Origin of the sequence: Telmatospirillum sp. J64-1 (genome assembly GCF_006980715.1) — a bacterium.
In the GTDB taxonomy this organism is placed as follows: domain Bacteria; phylum Pseudomonadota; class Alphaproteobacteria; order Rhodospirillales; family Magnetospirillaceae; genus Oleiliquidispirillum; species Oleiliquidispirillum nitrogeniifigens.
The window spans coordinates 243987-268078 of record NZ_SBHN01000002.1 but is presented as its reverse complement, the minus strand read 5'-3'; the positions used below and the strand labels follow the sequence as shown (position 1 = coordinate 268078).

Below are 24092 nucleotides of genomic sequence, written 5' to 3'. Positions count from 1 at the left end.
CATGTCCGGTCTCGACCTCGAAAACACTCTTTATCTGGACCTCAAGGACGGGCGGGTGGTCATCCGTCTGCGTCCCGACCTGGCGCCCAATCACGTGGCCCGGATCAAGGAACTGACCCGCGAGGGCTTCTATGACGGCTTGGTCTTCCATCGCGTCATCGACGGCTTCATGGCGCAGACCGGCGACCCGCAGGGCAACGGCACCGGCGGTTCCGGCAAGAAGCTGAAGGCCGAATTCTCGAACGAGCGCCATGTGCGCGGCACGCTGTCCATGGCCCGCGCGGCCAATCCCGACAGCGGCGATTCGCAGTTCTTCATCATGTTCGACGACGCCCCCCATCTGGACCGCCAGTATTCCATCTGGGGTGAAGTGGTCGAAGGCATGGATTTCGTGGACAACATCAAGAAGGGCGATGCACGCCGCAACGGTGCGGTCTCCGATCCCGACCGCATCGTCCGCATGCGTGTGGCGGCCGATGTGGAGGGCAAGGAATGAAGGCGTTGCTGCGCGCGGCCGTGACGGCTCTGACGGCGGCTTTCCTGTTTGCCGCCCCGGCGGCGGCGGTCGAGATCACCGATCCAGAAAACACCCTGCTGATGGAGCTGAAGACCGGTACGGTGGTGATCGAGATGCGCCCCGACCTGGCGCCGCAGCATGTGGAGCGCATCAAGACCCTGACCCGCCAGGGCTTCTATGACGGCACGCCCTTCCATCGCGTGATCCGCGGCTTCATGGCCCAGGGCGGCGATCCGACCGGCACCGGCATGGGCGGTTCGGAACTGCCCGACTTGCCCGCCGAGTTCTCGAACGAGCGCCATATCCGCGGCATCGCCTCGATGGCCCGCAGCGCCAATCCGAACAGCGCCAACAGCCAGTTCTTCATCATGCTCGGCTCGGCGCCCAGCCTGGATGGGCAATACACCATCTGGGGGCGCGTGATCGACGGCATGCCCCATGTGGACGCGATCCGTAAGGGCAACCCGCAGGCCAACGGCATCGTCTCGAATCCCGACCGCATCATCAGCATGCGCGTCGCGGCGGACGTGCAGGAAAAGACGCAGTAAAGCGTTTTTTTGCTGTTGACGAGAGGGTCTCATCTCCTTATGGTGCGGCCCTCCACTGAGAGCGCGTAGCTCAGTTGGTAGAGCAGCTGACTTTTAATCAGCGGGTCGCAGGTTCGAATCCTGCCGCGCTCACCAAAAAACCCTCGCAAGGTATTTGCCTTGCGAGGGTTTTTTGTTTGCACTTCTGTTGTCGTGCTACGCTTATTTCTTGCCGAGCAAATGCCGGATCTGTTCGGCGACATGCTGCACGGCCATGTCCTGGTCCCGCCGCACATGCCACGCCAGATGCAAGGGAAAGCCCTTGACCGGAATGGGCGGTTCGAAGATGGCGAAGGTGGTCTCCGCCCCGGCGGGAAGGCAGCGGCTTGGCAGCATGGCGATCAGGTCCGACTGGGCCAGTAGGGGAGGCACCGCCAGGAAGCTGGGAACGACGATGCCGACGCGGCGCGTCCGGCCGTGGCGGCGCAATTCCGCGTCCAGCGCACCTTGTGTATCGCCGCGCCCGGAAACCAGGACATGCGGATAGGACAGCCAGTTCTCCAGGTCGAAACGGGCCGCCGCCGGATGATCCTTGCGCATGGCGACGAGATAATGTTCCTGCAGCAAGGTGACGCGCCGGAAGGCGGGATCGAGTTCCGGAAAGACGGAGACGGCAAGGTCGGCCGTTCCCCTGCCGAGGGCTTCGAGGGCGGCCGAGGCTCCATGCCAGGGCTGGATCACCAGATCGATGCCCGGCGCTGTTTCCGCCAAGCCTTCGTGCAGGGGGGACAGAATGACCGTGGCCGGGTGGTCGGCCATGATGATCCGTACGCTCTGCCGGATATCCTTGAGGTCGAGAGGCGGAGGATCGAGCAGAAGAGTCACCTCCGACAACAATTTCTTCAATGGGTCCCGCAAGGCTTCGGCCTTGGGCGTGCGGCGCATTCCGCCTTTTCCTCTTTCCAGCAGGGAATCGCCGAAAAGATGGCGGCAGCGTTCGAGGGCGCTGGAGGTGGCCGGTTGCGACAGGCCCAGACGGTTGGCCGCGCGCGAGACATGAGCCTCGTCGAGCAAGGCGTCGAGGATGACCAGCAGGTTCAGGTCGATGGTCCTTAAATTCATGAAATGGATAATATCATATATTTAATATCCATTGGATTGATTTAGTGGGGCGGCTCATCCTCCGGGCAGACAAAGGAGGATGTGATGCCTGAAACCCAAATTCTTCTCTTTCACCCGGACCTGTCCCGTTCCAGGGCGAATCGCGCATTGGCGGCAGCGGCGGCAGCTCTTCCGTCCGTCGAGGTGACGGACATGCAGGCGCTCTATCCGTCCCATGACATCGATGTCGGTGAGGAAGTCCGGCGGTTGCTGTCGGCCCGGCGGATCGTGCTGCAGTTTCCCGTATACTGGTATTCGACGCCTCCCTTGCTCAAGGCATGGCAGGATGCGGTGCTGACCCGGATGTTCTACGTCAATTACGAGACGGAAGGCCGGAAGCTGGAGGGGAGGGCGCTGCTGGTGGGGGCGACGGCGGGCAATGTGCCGGAAGCCTATTCGCCTGGGGGCGTCAATCTGTTCCCGCTGGAGGAGCTTCTGCGGCCCTTGCAGGCGATGGCGAACCGGTGCGGACTGAGATGGTCCAAGCCCTTCCTGCTCTATGGGGCGAACAAGCTCGACGCCCAGGCTCTTGAATGTGCGGCCGATGGCTATGCGGAAAGGCTGCTTCTTCCGCTTTCGTGACAGGCGGTCCCGCCGGGAGGCGGGGCCGCTCTTCCAATCTTATTCCTTCGCCCCGCAGGTGCGGATGCCCAGGATGGCATAGGCCGGGCAGAAGCCCAGGAAAGCCGTCGCCAGCGGTATCACGCCGATCCAGCCCAGCGGGCTCTGCGGGCCGATGAAGACCAGCGAGATCAGGATCAGGCCGATGACGACCCGGAGCGTGCGGTCGGTCGGCCCCATATTCTTCGGCATGATACGTTTCCTTCTCAATAGTCTAGTCAGGGCTATGCGCCGTGCCGGATTGAACATCACTTTCGGCCTGGCGTCTTCAGCCAAGTCACGAAAGGGGAAGAATTTTTCAGGGCTGGAAGAATTTCAGGCGGCGGAAGAGTGCATCTTGATAAGCCGAAAGGGGAACAACACATCTGTCCTACCTATCCAACTTACGACCCGGAGCCTTCCATGGCCGAATTCACCCTGAAAGGGAAGACCTTCCACACTTCTGGCGAGTTGCCCGACATGGGCGCGGCCCCGCCCGCTTTCTCCCTGACCAAGACCGATCTGCAGGATGTGGGCTTGGAGGATTTCGCCGGGAAAGCCGTCATCCTGAACATCTTCCCCAGCGTGGATACCGCCACCTGCGCGGCTTCGGTACGGCGCTTCAATGAAGAAGCCTCCAAGCGCCCGGACACGGTGGTGCTGTGCGTGTCCGCCGACCTGCCTTTCGCCCATTCCCGTTTCTGCGGCGCCGAGGGGCTGGACAAGGTGCTGTCCCTCTCGGACATGCGCGACAAGGATTTCGGGCAGCGCTACGGGGTGAAGATCACCGACGGACCGCTGGCCGGTTTGCTGGCCCGCGCCGTGGTGGTGATCGGCCCGGATGGCAAGGTGATCCATCGCCAGTTGGTGTCCGAATTGTCGCAGGAGCCGGATTACGACGCCGCCCTGTCCGCGCTCGGATAAAAGGAGGACGGCAGGACGTTCATTCCCTCAAGGCTTTCTTTCCGCCGCGAACTGGAACAGGTCGGGCTGATCGGCGCTTTTGCCGTCGCAGAGATCGGTGAAGCCGATGCCGATCAGCCGGAAGGCGCGGCCGTCCACCTCGCGGCGCAGCAATGCGCGGGCGTGGCGGAACATGACCTCGGCCGAGCGGGACGGGGCCGTCAGCCGGTGGCTGCGGGTGATGGTGGCGAAGTCGCCGGTCTTCAGCTTCAGCACGACGCTCATCCCCGCCACGCCGCCACGCTCCATGCGTTCGGCCACCTTGCGGCAGAGCGGCCAGAGGGCCTGTTCCAGGTCTTCGCGCCGCGACAGGTTGCGCGGGAAGGTGGTCTCGCCCGAGACGCTCTTGCGGGGGCGGTCGGGGGTGACCTTGCGGTCGTCCTCGCCGCGCACGTAAAGCGCCAGGCGCCGCCCGAAACTCCCCCAGCGCGCCACCATTTCCATTTCCGACATCTTCTGCAACTGCCCGATGGTCTCGATCCCGGCCCCGGCCATGCGCCGGGCCAGCACCTCGCCCACGCCATGGATGCATCGCACCGACATGGGCGCCAGCAGGGTTTTGGCCTCGCGCGGGCCGATGACGGAAAAGCCGCGCGGCTTGTTCATGTCCGAAGCCAGCTTCGCCAGGAACTTGTTGGCCGCCAGCCCGATCGAGACGGTGATGCCCACCTCGCGTTCGATGCGCAAGGCGATCTCGGCCAGGGAAAGGGCAGGGGCGCGGTCGAACAGATGTTCCGCCGGGCTGAGGTCCAGATAGGCCTCGTCCAGGGAAACCGGCTCGATCACCTCGGTCGTGCTGTTGAAGATGGCCCTGATCTGGGACGAGACGCGGCGGTATTTCTCCATGTCCGGCGGGATCACCACGGCCTGGGGGCAGAGTTCCAGCGCCTTGAACATGGGCATGGCGGAACGGGCGCCGAAGCGGCGGGCGATATAACAGGCGGTGGTGACCACGCCGCGCCCGCCGGGATGGCCGACGATCAGCGGCTTGTCGCGCAAAGCCGGATTATCCCGCTTCTCCACCGAGGCATAAAAGGAATCGCAATCCACATGGGCGATGGCCAGCGTGGCCAGGTCGTCATGCCATACCAGGCGGGCCGAACCGCAATGCCGGCAGGCGGCGCCGGATTGAACTTCGAGGGACAGGCAGTCGCGGCAGAGCTGGGGCATGGTTCGATCATCAATCGTGAGGATGAAAACATAACAAGAACATCATCTTTTGGGAAGAGCCTCTCTTTCCCTCCAGAGGTGCGGAGAACGCCGGGACGGAAAGACAGATTTCCCGCATGTGTGGAAGAGAACGGAGGAAGGATATGCTCCTCCCTTAATTGCAGATTGAAAGAGCCTGTAAAGAAAGTGCCTTCCGTACGGCCAGGTCATCTTGTCCCTTCCATTGTTGTGCCTTTTCTCCTCTCCTCCAGTCTTGCACTCCCCCTGCGTACTCCATTGACCGGGGGTCGATAATTTTCTGTTCCACCATAAGAATGGTATATTTTTATTGCAGGGGATGATTGATTATCCTGTACTCAAACAATAGAGAAGTTGCGGAGAGCATGTCTTGAGCGTGGTGAACGCGAATCGTCCCGGATCATCGGACACTCTTCAGGCAGGAGAGGTGTCTGGCGGCGTCAGCATCGACGATACGATTTTGGAGCTTCTTCCGGTCGGGGTCTTCGTCTGTGACGCGGAAGGGGTGATCCAGCGTTTCAATCAGAAGGCCGCCGAGATCTGGGGGCGCGCTCCTGACGTGGGCCATAAGAGCGAGCGTTTCTGCGGGGCCTATCGGGCTTGGCGGGCCGACGGCACGCAGCTTACCCTCGAGGATATGCCCGTGGCCGAGGTGTTGCGTACCGGCGCGGTGGTGCGGAACCTCGAAGTGCAGATCGAGCAGCCCAATGGAACGCGCCTTTGGGTCCTGATCCATGTCGAGCCCATCCGGAGCAAGACGGGGCAGGTCCTGGGGGCGATCAACACCTTCCAGGACATCACCTCTCGCAAGGTGACCGAGCAGAGGCTGCAGGAAAGCGAAGAGCTGCTGCGGAAGGTGATCGACAACACCCCGGAATGCGTGAAGATCGTTTCCCAGGACGGCACGCTTCTTCAGATGAACCCGGCCGGCTTGAGGATGATCGGGGCGGAGAGTGCCGAGCAGGCGCTGGGGGCTCACGTCTCGGCCCTGATCGCGCCCGAGCATCTGGATCATTGGCTGGAGAAGCATGCGCAGGTCTGCCAGGGCAATGGGTGCAGTTGGGAATTCGACATCATCGGCCTGCGCGGCACCCGGCGCCACATGGAGACGACCGCCGTCCGGCTGAGCATGCCGAACGGCGAGACGGCGCAACTGGCGGTCACGCGGGATATTACAGAGCGCAAGAAGTACGAGACGGCTTTGCGCGAACGGGAACGGCATTTCCGGGAATTGCTGGAAGCCCTGCCCACGGCCGTCTACACCACGGATGCGGCCGGACGGGTGACCTTCTACAACGAGGCCGCCGCTGAATTCTGGGGTTTCCGTCCGGAAGTGGGCAAGACGGAATGGTGCGGGTCCTGGCGCCTCTATTGGCCCGATGGCACCCCCCTGGCCCATGAGGATTGCCCCATGGCTATCGCCGTGAAGGAGAACCGGGTGATCCGGGGAATGGAGGCGGTGGCCGAACGGCCCGATGGCACCCGCATTCCCTTCATTCCCTATCCCACGCCCCTCCATGACAGCTCAGGGCGGCTGATCGGCGCGGTCAACATGCTGATCGATATCTCCCCGCACAAAGCGGCCGCCGCGCGCCAGAAGCTGCTGATCGACGAGTTGAACCACCGCGTGAAGAATACGCTGGCCACGGTGCAGTCCCTGGCGATCCAATGCTTCCGGGGAACCCTCGCCAGCGATCCCGGCCAGCGCTTCATGGGGCGCCTGCTGGCTTTGTCCAAGGCCCATGACGTGCTGACCCAGGAGAACTGGGAAAGCGCCAGCCTGCAGGAAGTGGTGATGACCGCCGCCAAGGCGCTTGGCGATACGGGCTTGGGCCAGTTGACGATCGAGGGACCCGACCTGCGCGTGTCGCCCAGGATGGCGCTGTCCCTGTCGATGACCATTCACGAGCTCAGCACCAATGCCACCAAATACGGCGCCTTGTCGTCTCCGGCCGGCAAGGTGACCATCGTTTGGCAGGTGGAGCAGGACGGCGAGGGCAGGCGGCACCTTTTCTGGCGCTGGACGGAGCAAGGGGGACCGCCGGTCCGGCCGCCGGCACGGAAAGGCTTCGGCACCCGCCTGCTCGAATGGGGCGTGGCGCATGAACTGAAGGCCGATGCCTCGCTGGCATACGGTCTCGAGGGCGTCACCTATACCCTCCGCGCGCCCCTCTAGGACGGCTTATCCACGAAGGACTGGACATGGGCGAAGCAGCCAGAATCATGATCGTGGAAGACGAGGCGATCGTCGCCATGCTTCTGCTCGATACGCTGGAAGAGGAGGGCTATTCGGTCCTCGGCCCCTTCGCATCGGTCGCGCAGGCTTCCGCCAGCCTGGGTAAAGAGACGCCGGAGGCCGCCGTCCTGGATGTCAATCTGGGGGACGAGAAGGTCTATCCGGTCGCCGATCTCCTGGCGCAGCGGAATATTCCCTTCATGTTCATAACCGGTTACGGACTCTCGGGCATCGACCCGGCCTATCGCCATGTCCCGGTGGTACAGAAACCCTATGCGCCGGACCAGGTCCTCGCCCTTATCCGCACGCTGCTCCAGGAAAGGGCCGGAGCCGAATCCTGAGGAGGTTTGACCACCACGGCCGGTCCGCATCAAGGGCTAGGGGGAAAATCCGGCAGTTCCAGAGCAGGTCAGGAGCTAGCTACGCTGTATCGGTCATTGATAAATAGACTTTGATTGCCTGTGCTCCATATGTAGCCTGAGCCGTAGTGCTCGTGTGGCGTGGGAGCGGTAGTTGACAAGCAGCAATAATGCGGGCCGTACACGGTCCAGCCTTCCCGGAGATAGTGCGGCTAAGGTTGAGTTTGATCGCTTGCACCGCGAAGGCGGAGCATTCTTTTCAGCGACACAACTGACCAGAACCCCGATCCTCGTCACCGATGCGAGCGATGCTCGAGATCCCATCCTTTTTGCCAATGCGGCATTCCTGTCCTTCTTCGGGTATACCGAAAGCGATGTCGTCGGGCATACAGTCGAAGACCTGTGCGAGGAAAGCGCATGTCAGGTGATTGAGGAACTGCGACGCGCCATTGATGACGGCCACGAAAGGCCCCTGGAGATTGCCCTCCGCCGCAAGGACGGCAAAGCGACATTGACCACCGTGGTGATGTTTTTGGTCCAGGACAGTGAAGGGTACCCCGCGCACCACTTTCTCTCTTTCATCGATCGTGCCGAAGTCGCTTCCGCCAATGCAAGGGTGCAGGAGCTTTTAATTGAAAACGCTCGTTTGGTGCGGGAAGTTGCGCAGCGTGAACTGTTGGTTGACGAGACTAACCACAGGGTCAAGAACGCTCTGATGCAGGCAGCAATGGTGTTGGTAATGCAGGGGGTTCACAGCCACAACCGTGAAGTTTCTGATGCGCTATCGCATGCACGGGAGCGGCTAGAAACGATGGCTGGCATTTACGACCTGTTGAGCACCAAGAATGCCAAGACCATCGATTTAGGATCTGTCCTTCAAGATATGGTACCTCACTTGGTTCCGCCGTTGATGCCCATAGTGGTCGAGACGCATCTTGCGCCGGGGGTTCTTTTGCCCCCAGAGCTAGCTCAGCCGCTTGCCCTCATTGCCTTGGAATTGGTGACCAATGCCGTCAAACACGCCTTCCCCCGGCGACGGGCCGGTCGGGTGCGTGTCGACCTCTCCCTGCATGACGATGCATTGGAATTGACCGTTTCTGACGATGGGGTGGGCATGCCCGAGGGCACCACGGATTCACTGGGCTACAAGCTGGTGCGGGGGTTGGTGCGGCAGGCCGGCGGTACGTTGGAGCATGCCCGTACCGGCCCAGGGACGACGGTGAGGATTAGCGCTCCTCTTTCTCCTTAGTATTGTTCTGGCCCATGTTCAGCTTGTTCACGGGAAACTGCTGTCCATGAAGAACAGCCAACTTATATTCCCCCGCTGAGCATCAGCAGACCAAAGGCCATTGTCGACGCGGCTGTGATGGCGGTCATCAGCCCCATGACCGTGACACGCTTACGTAAGCTGACGAACGCCTGAATTGCGAAGACAATGGCGAAGGCAAAAAGGCCGAGAGCTATGGCAAGATCCATCGCGCCCTCACCAATAGAATGATGTCGCCCGGTACTGTCCATTGCCGGTCCGCACGGCGGCGCTGATCGCCTCCCCCTCGGCCTATGAACCTTTCCCTTGCGATGTTCACGAGGTCATCCCCCTTGCAGCCAGGAGGAGGGTCTGCTTCCCGACGGGCGTTTGCCGATGCTCTCCAACCTGTCCAATTGCTCGGACAATTCCGATGCGATTACATGATGTTGGCGGATTTCATGGGTGAGGCGGCCAATCTCTTCCTGGACGAACGCTCGGTCCTGCTCGTTGAGATCCTTCAGTTCGCTCAACGCGTCAACGTAAACTTGCTGCGACCAGCGCAGGGCGGATGCTATCGCCTCCCAGGGGAGGAAACCCTGTTCCCCCGACGACGCGACCGCATCCAAGCCATCGCGATTGATACCAATAACGACGAAACGCAGCCGCTTCTCTGCGGTGCCGTGCAAGTCGAGGCTGACGTAATGACCGACCTTGAAAACGTCGGCCAACGCGACGCATTTGACCTCCTCGCCCAGATGAAGAGCAGTTCCTTCCTCCCCTAGAGGACGAACAGTTCCCTTCCGGCTGTCAATGACGACCTCACCGTGATTAGCTCCGAAGTCAGATGATAGATAGTTGTGCTGTTTATTCAGAAGATCCCTGAAAGTTGCCATGGATTACCACACTATCTGCCTATATCGTTCTGCATCACCCACCATTGCATGGCGACCGCCGTTATTCCGGAATAGTCGACAGGGGCGGGTTTCCTTCACCATCTCCGTATGCCGCGGAGTTCTTCCTACGCGCCCGCATCTCTTTGGGGCTTGGCTGGTACATTGGGATGGGAGAAGGAAACACAAAAGGATACTTTGGCTCGGTCAGGCTCATCCGATCAGGAAGCTGCCATAATGGTGCGGCGCAACGCGTCATATTGCAGCTCGGCTGCCGTATTGCCACATGACCAGATGTGACTGGCTGGCTGTCAATTTCCTCATGGCAGATTTCCCGCGCGGAAGGCAGGCCCTGCTGATCCGCTCCACCTGCCTATTGGCAAACTTCGCGACAGCTTCCGGCGAAGTGAGCTTGGCATCATCGTCGCAGAGGTGTTTAGGCAGACTCAGCAGAGCAGCCTGGAAGGCCATGACATGCTGTTTTGTGATCTCAGGCAGCGTCAGCGGCCCATTCACTTCCTCAAACTGACGGACGGATGAGCGCGCCTCATCGACAGTGCCTTGTGCAGGATTCTTTCGCTCCGGCCACAATGAGAGATGGCCGCTTGCACATCGCTAGGCACGGCCTGGACAAAGTGAAAAATACCAGTCCGCAGGACGGTATAGGGGGGATGCTTGCGCTGCATTTCCGGCCTCCGCTTGCCAAAAACTTTACCAGTTGATGGCCGCGAACCCATAGTTTGGGGCTAAGGTGGCGGAAATGCAGGCGCTTCAGGGGAGAGTGGCGACCCCAGCAGGACTCGAACCTGCAGCCTACGGATTAGAAGTCCGTTGCTCTATCCAGTTGAGCTATGGGGCCTAGCCGGGACCGGGTCAGCCGATGACGCGGTCGTAGCGGAAATTATCGGCGTAGCTTTTCGGACGGATCTTGCGGTCGTGCTCGTCTTGCACGACGTAGTCCAGGCCCTTGCGCTGGGCATAGGCGATGGCTTCTTCCTTGGTGGCGAAGCGCAGCTTGACCTGGGACAGGGTGTCCCGGGAGCTGACCCAGCCCATCAGCGGATCGGCCTCGCGCGGGGCGGCGGGTTCATGTTCGGCGATCCACATCCGGGTGTTGCCGCGCCCAGACTGCATGGCGGTTTTGGCAGGACGGTAGATGCGAATACGCATGGACGGAGTTCCCTCGACAGATGATCCGGGGCGGTTGTATCCCAACCCGCCCGGGGTGGCAATCCCCACCCGTGAGATATGGGAGCAAAACCTTCCGACTGAAGACAGGGGGCATCTCAATTGCCGCGTTCCGGCCCGACGACCGCAGCGGCCTGAAGCCCTTCCCCGTCAACGGTTTCAGTGACTTAGCACGCGGCCGGCAAAGCTTCAAGGATTCCGGCGGAGTGCCCTCTGTCCGTCAGGCATGTCCGTTCCTCGGCCTATCTGCACAGGGCGGCGATCGTCGACCACGATCATCGCTCGCAGCCTCTCTTGCAGTTCCGGGACCTGATTGTCGTTGGCTTGCCCCAGGCGCTGGAGCGCGAGGCCCCGTAGAAGGGCCAGGGTCGCCGGGCTGAAGTTGCGTTGAAGGGCGGCCGCCTCGAGGGCGGTCATGAAGGGGAGGGGGGTGTGCGGCTTCATCATCATGGGGACATGAAACAGCAACCAAAGGGGTAAAAATATGGCAGCGGCAGGTGACAATTTTGGCGCCGCCATGGCCGGAAAAAGCCCTTGGCGGGGCAGCCTTCAGCCGCAGTAAGATCTTGAGCCGCGACGGCAAGCACCGGATCGCGGCTCAAGAGGTTGCGGGAAGAGGAGAGCCTGAAGACGAAGCGTAGCTAATGCAATGCCTTGACGGAGGCCACATCCCTGGCAACCAGTGCCGCGGCTTCGATCATCAGCGCAAGATGGATCAGCCCTGCTTCCGCCGCTTCCTCGGCCAGGCAGGCCAGTGCCACGGCCAGCGCCCGGGCCACCTGTTCGGGAGTGCGAGATTCGTTGTTGCTATAGGTCGGCATATCAAACCCCCATAATGAATGTGAGGGTTTGATGCTGGCAGGGGTAGATATTATCCGTATACGAAGGATGTGCCGGATTTCCCACCAAGGGCAATGGCCCGGTGAATTCTTCACCTTGCAGGAAAATGGCAAACTTCCGGCCGCGCCTGTTCGGGGCGCCGGTCATATGCTTGATATTTTAGGGAATTGTGGTCGGGGCGAGAGGATTCGAACCTCCGGCATCCAGCTCCCAAAGCTGGCGCTCTACCAGGCTGAGCTACACCCCGTGCCGCGCTTTGTAAGGGGTTTTAGACACTTTGGCAAGCCTCCCAGACAGGAACAATTTGGCACATTTCGGTAGGTTTCGGGAATGCAGTCCCGGAATAATCCCGAACAATGTTCTATTAGTGTTCTAATTTTCCCTTCCTCTAGCGGGAGAGACAGAGGCGGAGGGGAATGACCGGCGTAGGCCCACCTGGACATCAGCATGTGATTAGATCCAGCAGCATCGTAGGAAACGTGCTGATGCCTTTCTGCCTCTATAGGAGGGTACGAAAAAAATTGACCATCGGAAAAAGGTAATTTTGGTAATTTCCTCTCATTAAGGGGGCAAAAGCCAAGGGAATATGCGGAATACAAGAACATTCTAATATAGTAATTTTTGAGTAATTTAGGAGTAACAGGATTACCTTTGCCTGGGGTAACTCGGGCTTGAAAATTTTCCTTTTAATAACAAAGGATTAGTCGGCTGTTACCTTTTCAGTTACCAAAGATTACCCGATGAAGGTAACTTTTTTGTCCTGCAATTTCAGGCTCTTAGGGGAACCTTTCCCGCTCTATAACCAAGATTACCTTTTTCCGACGCCGTTCCGAAATTGTCCTGCGGCAGCTACCCCTGGAGCCCGTGACATGCGTGCGCGTTCTGCAGATCCGCGCAGAGATCTGCAGATATCATCCTGCTGTCTGTATCGCCTTGAAGGCGGCTCCCCAGGCCGTTTCCAGAGGAATCTGCGGCGCAGAAATTGAGGCACGTTTTGATCGCAGGCGAGGCGGGGGGAGAGTGCGTTTGGCGGGCCGGTTTCCGGGGCAGGGGGCGGCCAGTGGTCGGTTCGGGCAGGGGGAAGGTAGGGAGAGGTCGGGGCTGCCCTCCTGGCGGTGTGCAGGAGGCAGGAAAGGTTTCTTCTGGTGGGTGTGCGCTCGTTAGGGTAATTCAACCTTGTTGAACGCAATCCTGGAGGGCTCCATGAAGATCCGCACCACCTTCCGCGCGACCGTTCTTGCCGTGGCGATCGGCGTCGCAGGCATGTCCGTCGTTTCCGCTCAGGAAGGGATGTGTTTGGAAGGCACTGCCGCGAACAGCTTCCCAGCTTGGGAATTCATCGCCAACAATGCTGTCCGGACTGCCGATGCCTATGCGGTCGAGCGCAATCCCCGGGCAACCTTCATCCTGGGGAAGGTCTCAGCCCTTCTGCAGTTCGGCGGGGAGTACAAGGGCCAGTATCTGGTCCATGTGGTGAAAGAGGGAGCCAGCGGCACCGCCTTTGCCGTGCTGAAGCCGAACTTCCCCTTCTGCGAGGATCCGGGCGAGCTGGATGACGAGCGGGCGGACCTTTTCACGGTCATCTCGGCCAAGTTCAACGGCCAGCCCTTCTGAGCTTGTCCTTTTATTGCGCATGGAACATAATGGGAACGTCGGGGGCGTGAGGTTCAACTATCTTGTGAGGCGACCATGCCTTGTACTGTCGACTGTTTCGTTACGTTTTCTGCCGATAATCATAGCTTCCACCTCTGTTTTCCTGGAGTGTCTCCCGAAGCAACTACTTGGGTCGACCTTAAGGGAAAAAATCCAGATGAGGTTTATGAAGAGGTGAGCGGGATGGGGTTTGAACCCGACAATCTTGTAAAATATCCCAAGCCAGGAAGTGGTGTTTTCTTTTATCGCTACTGAAACACTCTCTTCTTCGCATAAGTAACATTGCGTAATTGTGCTTCATGAGCACGAAAAAGGCCCCGCCACCTTCCCGGTCGCGGGGCCTTCATCTTCCTGGTTCCGATCGTGGCTATTCGGCTTCGGCGGCGATGGAATAGGGCTCGAACACCACGGCCTCGACGCCAGCCCAGTCGTTGATGTCGCGGAAGGTGGCCATCAGCGGTTCGAGCTCGTTCTTGGCGAAGACCCGGGCCGCCTTGTCGACATCGCCGAAACCGCCGACATTGTTGGGGATGATGCCCATCAGCTGGGGCGGTACGCGATGCACGGCCATGACGTCGTCGCGGGTCACGTTCTTCAGCGTCAGGAATTCGTCCTTGGCGGCCACCTCGGCGATCGGGATGACCTTCAGCCCGTCGGCCTTGCCATTGGGCGCATACATGAACAGGTTGCGGAAGTTCCCCGGTCCCTTGGCGTCGCGCAGGGCCTGGCGCAGCCCGTCGATGTCTTCCTGGTTATGCGCTGCGTCGGTCATGTAGAGGATGAAGCCGGCATGTGATCCGTTCACATAGTATTTCCGCCGGAACAGCGTTGCCGCCTCGTTCAGCAGCGCCGACTGAATGGCTGCCGTATAGCCGGGCATACCATAGATCTCCTGGTTGATGTCCGGCTCCATCAGATGGCAGACCTCGCCCTCGATGGGCCGTTCCTCGCCGTCGATCAGCAGCAGAAAGCCGCCATCCCGGTTGCGCCTGGTCCAGCGCGCCGGTGCCGGCGTCAGGTCCAGCGGCTTGCCCAGCATGTTCGACCGCATCACCGGATAGCCGTTGCCGAAGACCAGGTAATCCCAGGCCAGACGCTTGAAGGCCTGGCGGCTCAGCCACTTGGTCGGCCGGAAGCAGCTGGACAGGATATTCACCTTCACGCCGATGGCCGATTGATGATGGGGGTTGGAGGGCAGAAGCCGGGCCAGGCCGTCGAAAGAGATCGGCGGTTCATAGAAGCGTCCGTTCCAGGCCGAGTGGAAATAGGCCCCCAGTTCCCGCTGATCGAGCACCGGCGTCGGATCGCCGAAGGTGAAGGCCTCCACATGCGGGGCAGGAGCCTGTGCGGCTTGCGCCTGGTTGGGACGGCGGCGGCGATTCTTAGCCATCTACATGATCTCCACGATGTTGTTGCGGCGGCCGCCGGTGCCGCCAGGAAGGTTGTCATTGTCGAAGTCGGTGAAGGATAGGCGGTCGATGGCGTGCATGACCGCCCAGGCGACGTCGGCATGGCCAGTCTCGCGGCCGCGTGCGGCGATAAAGGTCGCTTGCCGCCCGGATGGGGTCTGGGTCTTCTTGATCGACATGAAGGCCATGGCCACGTCGGTGGCGCCGGCGTCGAATTCGAACAGCCGCTTGCTGATCAGGTGCTTGGCCTTCAGCACCATCCTCGTCTTGACCTCGACGCTGTAGGTGATGGCGTGCGCGGCGGGGAAGAAGTTCCGCACCATCTCGAAGACGCCCTGGCCGATCGTGGTGACATCGATGCCGATATGCTCGACCCGGTATTTCAGGGTCAGCTTGCGGATCGCCTCGGCCTGGGCCTGGAAGTCCACGCCGACGAAGCTGATCTTCTCCAGCAGCCGGAACTTGCCGCCATCCACCCGGGGTGGCGCCACCACGACGATCGAGGCCGAATCCTGCGACAGGGCCGGGTCATAGCCGATCCAGACCGGCCCGTCATAGGGCGGCACATGATCCGGCCGCCAGTCTTGCCGCCACGCTTCCCAGGCATCGACCATGCAGCGCTTGAGCTCTTCGAAGGTGAAGAAGGCCGCGCTGTCGTCGACCCAGACGCACATGAACAGATTAGCGAAGTCCTGGTCGTTGTATTCGCGGCGCAGCTGGTCGATGTCGAACAGATCGCAGCCCCGGGCCGCGGCGTCCTCGATGGTGACGATCTGCCGCCATTGCCCATCCGGGCCCAGCGCACCTTCGCGCAGCGCCTGGTGCGATACGTCGATCTCGACCCTCTCGGCCTTGGGGCGGCCCTTGTTGAAGGACTCGCCGGTCCAGAAGGCGTTCGCCTCGTGGCCGATGGTCGAAGGCGTCGAGAAATAGGTGATCCGCCATTTCTTGTGGGTCGCCATGGCGCTGGCGACCTTGCGGAATTCCAGGAATTTCGAGATCCAGGCATATTCGTCCAGATAGACATGCCCGTGATAGGACTGGGCGGTCTTGCTGTTGGTGCCCAGGAAATACAGGGTCGCCCCATTCCATAGCTTGATGGGCGTGCCCTTCAGTTCGACCCCGGTCACGTCCTTGACGAACTGGACGATGTAGTCGCGGAAGACATGGGCCTGGGCCTTGGACGCGCTCAGGAATATCTGGTTGTCGCCGGTGGTGATGGCGTCGATCAGCGCCTCGCGGGCGAAGTACCAGGTCGCGCCGATCTGGCGGGACTTCAGGATGTTGCGCACCCGATGGTGCTTGCGCACCTCGTTCCAGCGGCGCTGGTAATCGAACAGATCCCGGTCCCAGGCCTCCAGCAGCTGCTCGACCTGCTCCTCGGTCAGCTGGTTCTTTTCCTCTGCCTTCTTCTTCCGGCCCTTGTTGCGCTTGGCGATGTTGGGGTTCAGGTCCCCTTCCTTGCCGGAGGCCTCGTATTTCTGGATCCGGGCAGTGCGTTCGAGGATGCGCGTCAGCTGGTCCATCTCGGCCAGGTCGCGTTCGGACTTGTCCGGCTTCGCGATCACCCGCAGCAGGCGCTGCTCGATCTGTGTCTCGATCCGCACCACCACGGGCGTCTTGTCCCACTCGTCGCGCCGCTTCCAGCTGTCGACGGTGCCATAGGGCAGGCCCAGGTTCTTGGCGATCTGGGCACAGCTTTCGCCCTGCCAGTACAGGTTCCGGGCAATCAGGCGCTGGGATCTGCTTTCGTCGTCATCGTGGCTCATGCCAGCAGAGTGGCGTTGCCTGCTTTCGCAGGGCACGCGCGAGGGGTTGGAAAGCCCCAATGGCAACCCCTGGCGGTTTGCGCCCGTCGCCTCCGCGCGATCAGCATGGCCTCTCTACGAGCCTGCAGCCCCGCTCTCAACCACAGGCGAGCCGATGAAGACGAAATTTTACCGTGTGGCGCGATCCGGCAAGACCATCGACGGTCGCGAGATCACCCCGCAGCAGATCGACCAGATGGCGGCCAATTACGATCCGAGTAAGTACGGCGCCCGAATCTGGTGCGAGCATCTGCGTTCCCTTCTGCCCTCGGACACCCCGTTCAAGGCCTATGGCGACGTGCTGGCGCTGAAGGCCGAAACCGATGCCGATGGCGCTCGTGTCTTGCTGGCCCAGGTCGACGCCACCGATGACCTGGTCAAGCTGTCCCAGGAACGCCAGAAGGTCTACTGGTCCATCGAAATGCATCCCAACTTCGCCGGAACCGGCCAAGCCTACATGATGGGCCTCGCCGTCACCGACACGCCGGCTTCGTTGGGCACGGAAATGCTGAAATTCAGCATCCAGAACCGCAGCAGCTTGCCGGGTGCGGACAAGCTGCCCGACCACCTTTATTCCGAAGCCGTCGAAGCCGCCTTCGAGGAAGACGCACCCGAAGACAAGGGGCCGTCCCTGTTCAGCCGGGTCAAAGCCATGCTCAAAGGCCAGCCGGCCAGCGATGACGCCCGCTTCCGCCAGTTGGAAGACAGCTCTCTGGCGATCGCCGAGACGGTTTCGGAACTGCGCCAGGACTTCGCCAAGCTGCCCGATGCGACGGCCATGCAGCAGGACCTGGCCAAGCTGCGCCAGGACCTGGACGCCCTGACCACCAAGCTGAGCGTCACCCCCGGCACTCCGGCCCGGCCCCAGCATCCCGGTACGCCCCAGGGCGCGGCCGACGTCACCGATTGCTGATCAGCTCCGCCGACCCATCACAAGGATCCCCGTTCCATGCGCAACGAAACCCGCGTCGCTTTCAACGCCTATGCCGCGCAGCTGGCGCAGCTGAACGGCGTGCCGAATGTCACCACCAAGTTCAATGTCGCTCCCACGGTCGCGCAGAAGCTCGAAGACCGAATCCAGGAATCGGCTGATTTCCTGAAAGCGATCAACATCATTCCGGTCGACCAGCAGACCGGGGAAACCCTGGGGCTTGGCACCAATTCCCGGGTCGCAGGCCGTACCAATACCGACCAGGCCGACCGCCAGACCCGCAGCATTACCAACATGCGGCCCAAGGGCTATGCCTGCGTCCAGACCAATTTCGACACGCATCTGAAATACGCCCATCTCGATGCCTGGGCCAAGTTCCCGGACTTCCAGACCCGCATCCGCAACCATGTCACCCAGCAGGTGGCGCGTGATCGCCTCACCATCGGCTGGCACGGCACCCATGCGGCGCCCGATACCGACCTGGGCGAAAATCCCATGCTGCAGGACGTCAACAAGGGCTGGCTACAGCACATCCGCGATGATGCCGAGGAACGGGTTCTGGCGGGCGTCAAGATCGGCCCCGGCGGCGATTACACTTCGTTCGACGCGGCGGTCTTCGATGCCGTCAACAGCCTGCTCGACGAATGGCACCGGGAAGATGCCGACCTGATCGTGATCATCGGCAGTGGCCTGCTGACCGACAAATACATGGGTCTGATCGAGAGCGCCGCGTCGACCCCGACCGAGCATGTGGCCATGTCCACCCTGCTGCATACCCGCACCGTGGGCGGCCGCAAGGCCATGACCGTACCGTTCTTCCCCGGCAAGTCGATCCTGATCACCAAGCCCGAGAACCTGTCCATCTACTGGCAGAACGGCACGCATCGCCGACATATCGCGGATAATCCCAAGCGCGACCGGATCGAGGATTACCTGTCGGTCAACGAGGCCTATGTCGTCGAGGATTACGGCGCGGCGGCGCTGATCGAAGGCATCCTGGTGCCCGACGGCGCCGGGGGATGGATGTGATGTCGCTCGCCCGCCGCCATTACGAACGCACAGTCGCGGCCAAGCAGGCTGCGGCGATGCCGCTTCGCCAAGCCGTCGCCGTTCCGGCCTCCGGCAGCCTGCATGACCGCATGCTGGCCCAACTGGGCATTCACAAGGCTGCCCTGAAGGCCATCCAGTCGCGCAAGGGCAAGGCCGAGGCCAAGCTGGGCTTCTTGCAGGACTACGAGGCCTATGTCGAAGGCGTTCTGGCTGCCGGAAATGGCGCCCAGGATACGGTGCTGGTGACGGTCATGATGTGGCGCATCGATGCCGGTCTCTATGCACAGGCGCTGGAGATCGCGGCTTACGCCCTCCGGCACGAGATGGCCATGCCGGATGGTTGGGCGCGTGACCTCCCGACTTCTCTCCTCGAAGAGCTGGCGGAACAGGCCCTGACCGATCCCGAGAACCAGGACCTGGCCGTGGCGCTGGGTGATGCCCTGGACCTGACCGAAGGGAAGGACATGCCCGACGAGGTGCGGGCCAAGGCTCTGAAAGCCCTGGGGATGATGGTCAAGGACAGCGACGTCGAGCGCGCCATCGGCTTGCTTGAGGAGGCCTGTACCCTCGATCCCCGCTGCGGGGTCAAGACCGAGCTGAAGCGTCTCAAGAAGGTCACCGATAACGATTCCGCCGACACCGAGCCCGGCGATTGATCTCCCCCCGACGGCGACGGCGTGGGGAAGGGGGCAATGCCTTCAGGCTGAACTTTCTTCTTCCACCGTCGCCGTCTCTTTTTTGAGGTCGAGACCGTGAGTAGCAGCTTCATCCCCTCCAGCGGCACCGGCCCGGCAGACCAGGCCGTCGAGAACGATGGCTGGTATCCCGACCTGTCCGTCGCGGAAATGCGCGGCGCGACCGGCCTGGGGCAGATCTTCGGCGCCGAGCGGGTGGCGGCGGTGATCCAGGCGGCCATGATCGAAGTCAATGCCGGTATCGCGGCATGGCGCGCCCAGCAGGTTGCCGAAAGCCTCGATCAGGTTCCTGCAGACAGCTATGGGGGGCAGTCCGCCAAGCTGCTGCTTTACAAGACCGGGGTCTATGCCCGTGCCCGGGCCATGCTGCTGGATGCCACCCGCGACTACGACAGCACCAAGTCCGGTCACCAGCGTGCCGATGCGCTCGAGGAAACCGTGGATGGATGGTTGCGGCAGTCCAGCGAGGCGCTGGCCCGGTTGACCGGCCGTCCGCGGACGGTGGTGGAGTTGATCTGATGGCGACGGTGGTCCACAGCCGCCAGGGCGATACCGCGGACCTGATCGCCGACCGCTATTACGACGGCGATACCAGCATGGTCACCGCCATTCTCGAAGCCAATCCGGGTCTGGCCGCCCTTGGCCCGGTCCTGCCGCATGGCACCCCGATCACCCTGCCGCCTCGGCGCCAGCAGACCAAGCCGGGACTGAACCTATGGGACTGACCGACAAGACTCCCACCATCACCGCCTACGCCACCAGCCTGGGTACGGCTGCCGGCGCCGCCTCGCTGACGGTCAACGAATGGGTCGCGATCTGCGGCCTGGGCCTGGCTGTGGCCACCTTCGCGGTCAACGCCGTCTACAAACACCTCCATTATCGGTTGGAGAAAGCCCGCCATGTCGCTGAAAACAAAGATCATTGACCAAGTCATCGGCCGCGAGAAGGGCTATGTGAACGACCCTCTCGATCTTGGCGGCGAGACCAATTGGGGCGTCACCGAAGGTGTGGCCAGGGCCTATGGCTATCACGGTCCCATGAAGGACATGCCGCGCCATGTGGCCGAAGCCGTCTATGCCGACCTCTATTGGAACTGCCTGCGCCTGGATGACGTCGAGGCGATCAGTCCCGAGATTGCCGCCGAACTGGCCGATACCGGCATCAACATGGGTGTCGGCATGGCGGGCCGCTTCCTTCAGCGCGCGCTGAACGCCTTCAACGATCGCGGCCGTCTTTGGCCGGACCTGGTCGTCGACGGGCTGGTGGGCCCCCGTACCATCGGCGCCTTGCACGAATACGCCCGCCGCCGAGCCGATCAAGGGCGGCGCATGATGATCGACGTCATGCTGGCGGCGCTGAATGCCCAGCAGGGCCACCGCTATATCGACATCAGCGAAGAGCGCCAGGAAAACCAGCGCTTCACCTTCGGCTGGTTCGCCCATCGTGTCGTCACGCCCGCCCTTTCTCTCTGACCTGGGAAACCATCCATGACCACCAAGCCTTGGTATCTCTCCCGCACCATCCTCGGCAGCCTGCTGTCCAGCGTCTCCGCCTTCCTGGCCATCTTCGGCGTGCAGATCTCGCCCGAGCTGCAGGGGCAGGTCGTCGAACTCGTCCTGGCGATCTCCACCGCCGGCGGCCTGCTGCTGACTATCATCGGCCGGATCAAGGCACGCAGCGGCATCAACTTCGGTCGCTCTTCCGGCACCGGAAGCGGCACCGCTCTAGCGCTGCTGCTGGCCACGCCCCTGGCCCTGACGCTTCTCCTTGGCGCCTGCGCCACGCCCGCCGCCCAGTCGCCGGCACAGCGTGTCTATGCCCTGCAGGCCGATTACACCGCCGCACAGGCCATGGCCGTGGGCTATGTCGAGAGTTCGGCGGCGAAACCGGCGGTGGTGGCCGTGATCCAGGAAGCCGATGCCGCCGCCTATGTCGCCCTTGGCCGCGCCCAGTCGGCTGTACGGGCCGGTGACGATCCTCTGATTCCCTCCTTGATTGCCACGGCAGAGCATGCGGTCAAGCGCTTGGTCGCCTTGGTGACGCAGCTGGAATGATCAGTCCCCGCCACATCAGCCCCCTCAGACCTGCAGGATTCCCGCCATGCCCTCCACCATCCATCTGATCCATCTCGGCCTGACGCTGGCCGAAGCCGCCGCCCGTGGGGTGGTGATTGCCATCGAAGCCCGCGACCTGGTGCGCAGGCTGGCCGATGAAGGCCGCGATCCGTCGCCGGAAGAATGGAGTCGGCTCAATGCTTTATCGGATGAGCTTCATTCGAGAATTCAGGGAGAGGGGAGGTGAAGAAGCTCACCGAGGCGCGGGACTATCTTCTGGCCTCGGCCCTGGGCCTGAAGGCCAAGGATCTGCTCACTTTCGCCGAAAAAGGGGCCGTCACTGCCTATCGGGGGGACGGCCCTCCATCATTCAAGGTCTCCTATACCGCGCATCTGGTCGTTGTCGGCTTTCCAGGTAACCCCCAGGATCTGCTCTTCGTAATGCTCTCCTGGATGGATCGCCATCTTCCATCGGCGCCGCCGGATGCCCTGAAATTCCATGTCGACATTATCGACCACAAGGCTTCCGACATCTCGATGCAGATCGAAATGGCCGACGTGATCAAGGCGACGGTCCTGCCGGGCGGCACGATGCTGCAGGCGCAGGACGATCCCGATGCCTTGGGTGAACTCATAGCCGACCAAGCCTTGGGGCTGCATGATGAATAGCGCGGATACAGCCTTCGCTGGATTGGACGCTTGGCTGCGCAAAGCGATGGCTGCCCTGGAGCCCGGGGAAAGGCAGAAGCTATTTCGGGAGATGGCGCGGGAATTGCGCAAGCGGAACCAACAGCGCATCACCCGTCAGGCTGGGCCTGACGGCCAGCCCTGGGAACCGCGTAAGCGCAATGCAAAGGGGCGGGTCCGCTCGACCGCAAAGATGCTGATCGGCCTGCGTGCCGTGCGCCGGATGGTGATCAGCGCCGACGGGAACGGAGCGGAAATCGGCTATCGCGGCCGCAACGCCCAGATCGCCGCCGTCCATCACCACGGCCATGTCGATAATGTCGCGCCGAACGGTCCTCGGGTGAAATATCCGGCCCGCCAGCTGCTGGGGCTGAGCGTGGCCGACTTGGACTGGGCTCGCGCCCGGATCCTCGAACATCTGTCGGACGCGATGCGTTGACAGACGAGCCGGGTGTCGCCCAGTCCATGGCATCTCTATGAACCGCCGCAGGTAATCAGAACTTCTCCGACGCGCTTTCCTTTCCCTTTGCTGACGGAATAGGTGGTTTCCACGGCTTCAACCCGGAACCCCTGGAAGATCTGCCGCACTTCGGGCACGTCGTTCAAAGACAGGATGAATTTCCCTTTCAGCTTCGCCAGCTGGGCCGCCAGGACCTCGAAGTCCGCGCGGCAGAACATCCCCTTGCCATAGTCGCTTTCGCAATTCCAATAAGGCGGGTCGAGGTAGAACAGGGCGTCCGGCCGGTCGTAACGTTCGAGAAAACTCCCATAGGGCAGGCACTCGATTACGACACCGGCTAGCCTGGAATGGACTTCCTCCAACAGTGGCGCCAGCCTGGTGATATCGAAGCGGGCCGGTCTGTTGCTGCTGACGCCGAAATTTCTGCCCGAGATCTTGCCGCCGAAACATGTGCGCTGCAGGTAGAGGAACCTTGCAGCGCGTTCCATGTCCGTCAGCGTTAAAGGGTCAGTGGCGACCAAGCGCTCGAATTCGGCCCGGCAAGTCAACTGGAACTTCATCATCTCCAGGAATGGCACGTAATGCCGTTGCAGGATCCTGAAGAGGTTGGCTACGTCGCGGCCATAGTCGTTGATCACTTCGACCGGGGCGGCTGTCGGCCTTCGAAGGAATACACCTCCCATCCCGACAAAGGGTTCGGCATAGAGATGATGGGGGATCGAAGCGATCCGCTTGATGATCGTGGCGGCAAGGTTCCGTTTGCCACCCAGGTAGGGTGCCACCGGCGATGTAGAGCGCACGGGGCGATGATCTGTATTGATGGGCATTGCACCTCTCGAGAAAGTCAGATGGAGCGGGCCGCCATGACTGGCGCGAACCCGGGCGGTTTCTCGAACATCTGTCTGTCCCGAGGTGATAGCGGGAAGGGGTTGGAATGCGGGCGAAACAACCCTCTGACGGCTGAACCGGACAAGGCCTTGTGCCCATGCTGAGGCATGAGCCATTCGCTGTCGGAACTCTATCGGAAACTCTCCAACTTGATCGGCCTCGGCACCATCGCCGAGGTCGATCATTCTTCTGCGCGGGTACGGGTAGAGATCAACGGCCGCGTCTCGGGATGGCTCCCATACCCCGCCGATATCGGCAACAATTACATCCGCTGGCGTCCGCTACGCGCAGGGACGCAGGTCTTGCTGGCATGCCCCGCCGGAGATCCGGCCAATGCGGTCATCGTCCAGATCCTCTATTCCCAGCCTTTGCCGCCGCCCGGGGACGAGGCAGGGCGCGACCTGGTGCAGTTCAACGACGGCACCACGCTTCAGTATGACAGCGATGCCAGGGTTTTGACCGTCGTCAGTGCCGGCAAGATCGCCATTCAGGCCGCCGACGCCGTCGATCTCACCGCCGGCGGCGCCGTTACCATTTCGGCTGCCGCCCCGGTTAGCATCTCCGCCCCCTCGATCTCGATGACGGGCACCACCGGCGGCGCCAGCCTGACCGGCAATTTCACCCTGACCGGCAGCCTGTCCATTACCGGAGATATTTCGACCAACGGCAATATCTCGGCCACCGGCACGATCATGGACGGCGGCGGCAACTCGAACCATCACACGCATTGAGGCCGCCA

30 protein-coding genes and 3 tRNA genes are annotated in these 24092 nt (G+C 61.6%); 21 read left to right on the top strand and 12 right to left on the bottom strand.

Going from position 1 to position 24092, the window contains the following annotated elements:
* Position 1: 1 nt before the first annotated feature.
* The 3 genes from EPD66_RS03635 (at position 2) to EPD66_RS03625 (ending at position 1200) form a co-directional block, all read left to right on the top strand.
* Positions 2-496, top strand: a complete 495-nt coding sequence (locus EPD66_RS03635; RefSeq protein WP_142847112.1) for a peptidylprolyl isomerase — start codon at positions 2-4, stop codon at positions 494-496.
* The gene (locus EPD66_RS03630; RefSeq protein WP_142847111.1) at positions 493-1065 is read left to right on the top strand and encodes a peptidylprolyl isomerase; all 573 of its coding nucleotides are present in this window, start codon (positions 493-495) and stop codon (positions 1063-1065) included. Before EPD66_RS03635 ends, EPD66_RS03630 begins: the two co-directional genes overlap by 4 nt.
* A 59-nt stretch (positions 1066-1124) precedes the next feature.
* A tRNA-Lys gene (locus EPD66_RS03625) sits at positions 1125-1200 on the top strand.
* Positions 1201-1266: 66 nt separating this feature from the next.
* On the opposite strand, the gene EPD66_RS03620 is transcribed toward EPD66_RS03625, so the two are convergent.
* Positions 1267-2166: a LysR family transcriptional regulator gene (locus tag EPD66_RS03620; RefSeq protein ID WP_142847110.1), complete on the bottom strand. Its 900-nt coding sequence runs from the start codon at positions 2164-2166 to the stop codon at positions 1267-1269.
* An 84-nt stretch (positions 2167-2250) separates the two neighbouring features.
* Between EPD66_RS03620 and EPD66_RS03615 the strand changes: the two genes are divergently transcribed.
* Positions 2251-2787, top strand: coding sequence for an NAD(P)H-dependent oxidoreductase (locus EPD66_RS03615; protein WP_142847109.1), 537 nt, complete (start codon positions 2251-2253; stop codon positions 2785-2787).
* A gap of 39 nt (positions 2788-2826) precedes the next feature.
* On the opposite strand, the gene EPD66_RS03610 is transcribed toward EPD66_RS03615, so the two are convergent.
* Positions 2827-3018: a DUF2892 domain-containing protein gene (locus EPD66_RS03610; protein WP_142847108.1), complete on the bottom strand. Its 192-nt coding sequence runs from the start codon at positions 3016-3018 to the stop codon at positions 2827-2829.
* A 210-nt stretch (positions 3019-3228) separates the two neighbouring features.
* Between EPD66_RS03610 and tpx the strand changes: the two genes are divergently transcribed.
* On the top strand, positions 3229-3729 hold the full coding sequence (gene tpx / locus EPD66_RS03605) for a thiol peroxidase (RefSeq protein ID WP_142847107.1): 501 nt from the start codon (positions 3229-3231) through the stop codon (positions 3727-3729).
* Positions 3730-3756: 27 nt separating this feature from the next.
* Here tpx and EPD66_RS03600 read toward each other — a convergent pair whose 3' ends face one another.
* A complete protein-coding gene (locus EPD66_RS03600; protein ID WP_142847106.1) occupies positions 3757-4938 on the bottom strand; it encodes a DNA polymerase IV in 1182 nt (393 codons plus the stop codon).
* Between the two features lie 445 nt (positions 4939-5383).
* Between EPD66_RS03600 and EPD66_RS03595 the strand changes: the two genes are divergently transcribed.
* From EPD66_RS03595 to EPD66_RS03585, 3 genes are all read left to right on the top strand, one after another.
* A complete protein-coding gene (locus EPD66_RS03595) occupies positions 5384-7132 on the top strand; it encodes a PAS domain S-box protein (RefSeq protein ID WP_221930861.1) in 1749 nt (582 codons plus the stop codon).
* A 26-nt stretch (positions 7133-7158) separates the two neighbouring features.
* The gene (locus EPD66_RS03590; RefSeq protein ID WP_142847104.1) at positions 7159-7533 is read left to right on the top strand and encodes a response regulator; all 375 of its coding nucleotides are present in this window, start codon (positions 7159-7161) and stop codon (positions 7531-7533) included.
* 172 nt (positions 7534-7705) lie between these two features.
* Entirely contained in the window at positions 7706-8800 is a 1095-nt protein-coding gene (locus EPD66_RS03585) for a sensor histidine kinase (RefSeq protein WP_142847103.1), read from the top strand.
* Positions 8801-8862: 62 nt separating this feature from the next.
* Here EPD66_RS03585 and EPD66_RS03580 read toward each other — a convergent pair whose 3' ends face one another.
* From EPD66_RS03580 to EPD66_RS03555, 6 genes are all read right to left on the bottom strand, one after another.
* Entirely contained in the window at positions 8863-9069 is a 207-nt protein-coding gene (locus tag EPD66_RS03580) for a hypothetical protein (protein WP_142847102.1), read from the bottom strand.
* Positions 9070-9141: 72 nt separating this feature from the next.
* Positions 9142-9693, bottom strand: coding sequence for a hypothetical protein (locus EPD66_RS03575; RefSeq protein WP_142847101.1), 552 nt, complete (start codon positions 9691-9693; stop codon positions 9142-9144).
* 779 nt (positions 9694-10472) lie between these two features.
* Positions 10473-10549: transfer RNA gene (locus EPD66_RS03570), tRNA-Arg, on the bottom strand.
* 14 nt (positions 10550-10563) lie between these two features.
* Positions 10564-10860 carry an ETC complex I subunit gene (locus EPD66_RS03565; RefSeq protein WP_142847100.1) on the bottom strand — a complete coding sequence of 99 codons (297 nt, stop codon included), beginning with the start codon at positions 10858-10860 and terminating at the stop codon, positions 10564-10566.
* A 659-nt stretch (positions 10861-11519) separates the two neighbouring features.
* Positions 11520-11699 carry a hypothetical protein gene (locus tag EPD66_RS03560; RefSeq protein ID WP_142847099.1) on the bottom strand — a complete coding sequence of 60 codons (180 nt, stop codon included), beginning with the start codon at positions 11697-11699 and terminating at the stop codon, positions 11520-11522.
* A gap of 189 nt (positions 11700-11888) precedes the next feature.
* A tRNA-Pro gene (locus EPD66_RS03555) sits at positions 11889-11965 on the bottom strand.
* A gap of 956 nt (positions 11966-12921) precedes the next feature.
* On the opposite strand from EPD66_RS03555, the gene EPD66_RS03550 reads away from it, so the two are divergent.
* Positions 12922-13332 carry a hypothetical protein gene (locus EPD66_RS03550; RefSeq protein ID WP_142847098.1) on the top strand — a complete coding sequence of 137 codons (411 nt, stop codon included), beginning with the start codon at positions 12922-12924 and terminating at the stop codon, positions 13330-13332.
* A 406-nt stretch (positions 13333-13738) separates the two neighbouring features.
* On the opposite strand, the gene EPD66_RS03545 is transcribed toward EPD66_RS03550, so the two are convergent.
* Together EPD66_RS03545 and EPD66_RS03540 are read right to left on the bottom strand one after the other, a co-directional pair.
* Entirely contained in the window at positions 13739-14761 is a 1023-nt protein-coding gene (locus EPD66_RS03545) for a phage portal protein (protein WP_142847097.1), read from the bottom strand.
* Entirely contained in the window at positions 14762-16549 is a 1788-nt protein-coding gene (locus EPD66_RS03540) for a terminase large subunit domain-containing protein (protein ID WP_142847096.1), read from the bottom strand.
* A gap of 154 nt (positions 16550-16703) precedes the next feature.
* On the opposite strand from EPD66_RS03540, the gene EPD66_RS03535 reads away from it, so the two are divergent.
* The 11 genes from EPD66_RS03535 (at position 16704) to EPD66_RS03485 (ending at position 22444) form a co-directional block, all read left to right on the top strand.
* Positions 16704-17501: a GPO family capsid scaffolding protein gene (locus EPD66_RS03535; protein ID WP_185961232.1), complete on the top strand. Its 798-nt coding sequence runs from the start codon at positions 16704-16706 to the stop codon at positions 17499-17501.
* Between the two features lie 36 nt (positions 17502-17537).
* Positions 17538-18548: a phage major capsid protein, P2 family gene (locus EPD66_RS03530; protein ID WP_142847094.1), complete on the top strand. Its 1011-nt coding sequence runs from the start codon at positions 17538-17540 to the stop codon at positions 18546-18548.
* On the top strand, positions 18548-19225 hold the full coding sequence (gene gpM / locus EPD66_RS03525) for a phage terminase small subunit (RefSeq protein WP_142847093.1): 678 nt from the start codon (positions 18548-18550) through the stop codon (positions 19223-19225). Before EPD66_RS03530 ends, gpM begins: the two co-directional genes overlap by 1 nt.
* A 96-nt stretch (positions 19226-19321) precedes the next feature.
* Positions 19322-19783, top strand: coding sequence for a head completion/stabilization protein (locus EPD66_RS03520; RefSeq protein ID WP_142847092.1), 462 nt, complete (start codon positions 19322-19324; stop codon positions 19781-19783).
* Positions 19783-19989, top strand: coding sequence for a tail protein X (locus EPD66_RS03515; RefSeq protein ID WP_142847091.1), 207 nt, complete (start codon positions 19783-19785; stop codon positions 19987-19989). Before EPD66_RS03520 ends, EPD66_RS03515 begins: the two co-directional genes overlap by 1 nt.
* Positions 19980-20189 (top strand): HP1 family phage holin, encoded by a 210-nt coding sequence (locus EPD66_RS03510; protein ID WP_142847090.1) that lies wholly within the window; start codon positions 19980-19982, stop codon positions 20187-20189. The genes EPD66_RS03515 and EPD66_RS03510 overlap by 10 nt, the downstream gene beginning before the upstream one ends.
* Positions 20164-20736 (top strand): glycoside hydrolase family 108 protein, encoded by a 573-nt coding sequence (locus tag EPD66_RS03505; RefSeq protein ID WP_142847089.1) that lies wholly within the window; start codon positions 20164-20166, stop codon positions 20734-20736. The genes EPD66_RS03510 and EPD66_RS03505 overlap by 26 nt, the downstream gene beginning before the upstream one ends.
* Positions 20737-20751: 15 nt before the next feature.
* Positions 20752-21318, top strand: coding sequence for a hypothetical protein (locus EPD66_RS03500; protein ID WP_142847088.1), 567 nt, complete (start codon positions 20752-20754; stop codon positions 21316-21318).
* 46 nt (positions 21319-21364) lie between these two features.
* Positions 21365-21565, top strand: a complete 201-nt coding sequence (locus EPD66_RS03495) for a hypothetical protein (protein ID WP_142847087.1) — start codon at positions 21365-21367, stop codon at positions 21563-21565.
* Positions 21562-21987 (top strand): phage tail protein, encoded by a 426-nt coding sequence (locus tag EPD66_RS03490; RefSeq protein ID WP_142847086.1) that lies wholly within the window; start codon positions 21562-21564, stop codon positions 21985-21987. The genes EPD66_RS03495 and EPD66_RS03490 overlap by 4 nt, the downstream gene beginning before the upstream one ends.
* Entirely contained in the window at positions 21977-22444 is a 468-nt protein-coding gene (locus EPD66_RS03485; RefSeq protein WP_142847085.1) for a phage virion morphogenesis protein, read from the top strand. The genes EPD66_RS03490 and EPD66_RS03485 overlap by 11 nt, the downstream gene beginning before the upstream one ends.
* A 35-nt stretch (positions 22445-22479) precedes the next feature.
* Here the strand turns inward: EPD66_RS03485 and EPD66_RS03480 are convergent, their stop codons facing one another.
* Positions 22480-23292, bottom strand: a complete 813-nt coding sequence (locus EPD66_RS03480) for a DNA adenine methylase (RefSeq protein WP_142847084.1) — start codon at positions 23290-23292, stop codon at positions 22480-22482.
* Between the two features lie 168 nt (positions 23293-23460).
* Here EPD66_RS03480 and EPD66_RS03475 point away from each other — a divergent pair, with 168 nt between their 5' ends.
* Positions 23461-24084: a phage baseplate assembly protein V gene (locus tag EPD66_RS03475; protein ID WP_142847083.1), complete on the top strand. Its 624-nt coding sequence runs from the start codon at positions 23461-23463 to the stop codon at positions 24082-24084.
* Positions 24085-24092 lie beyond the last annotated feature (8 nt).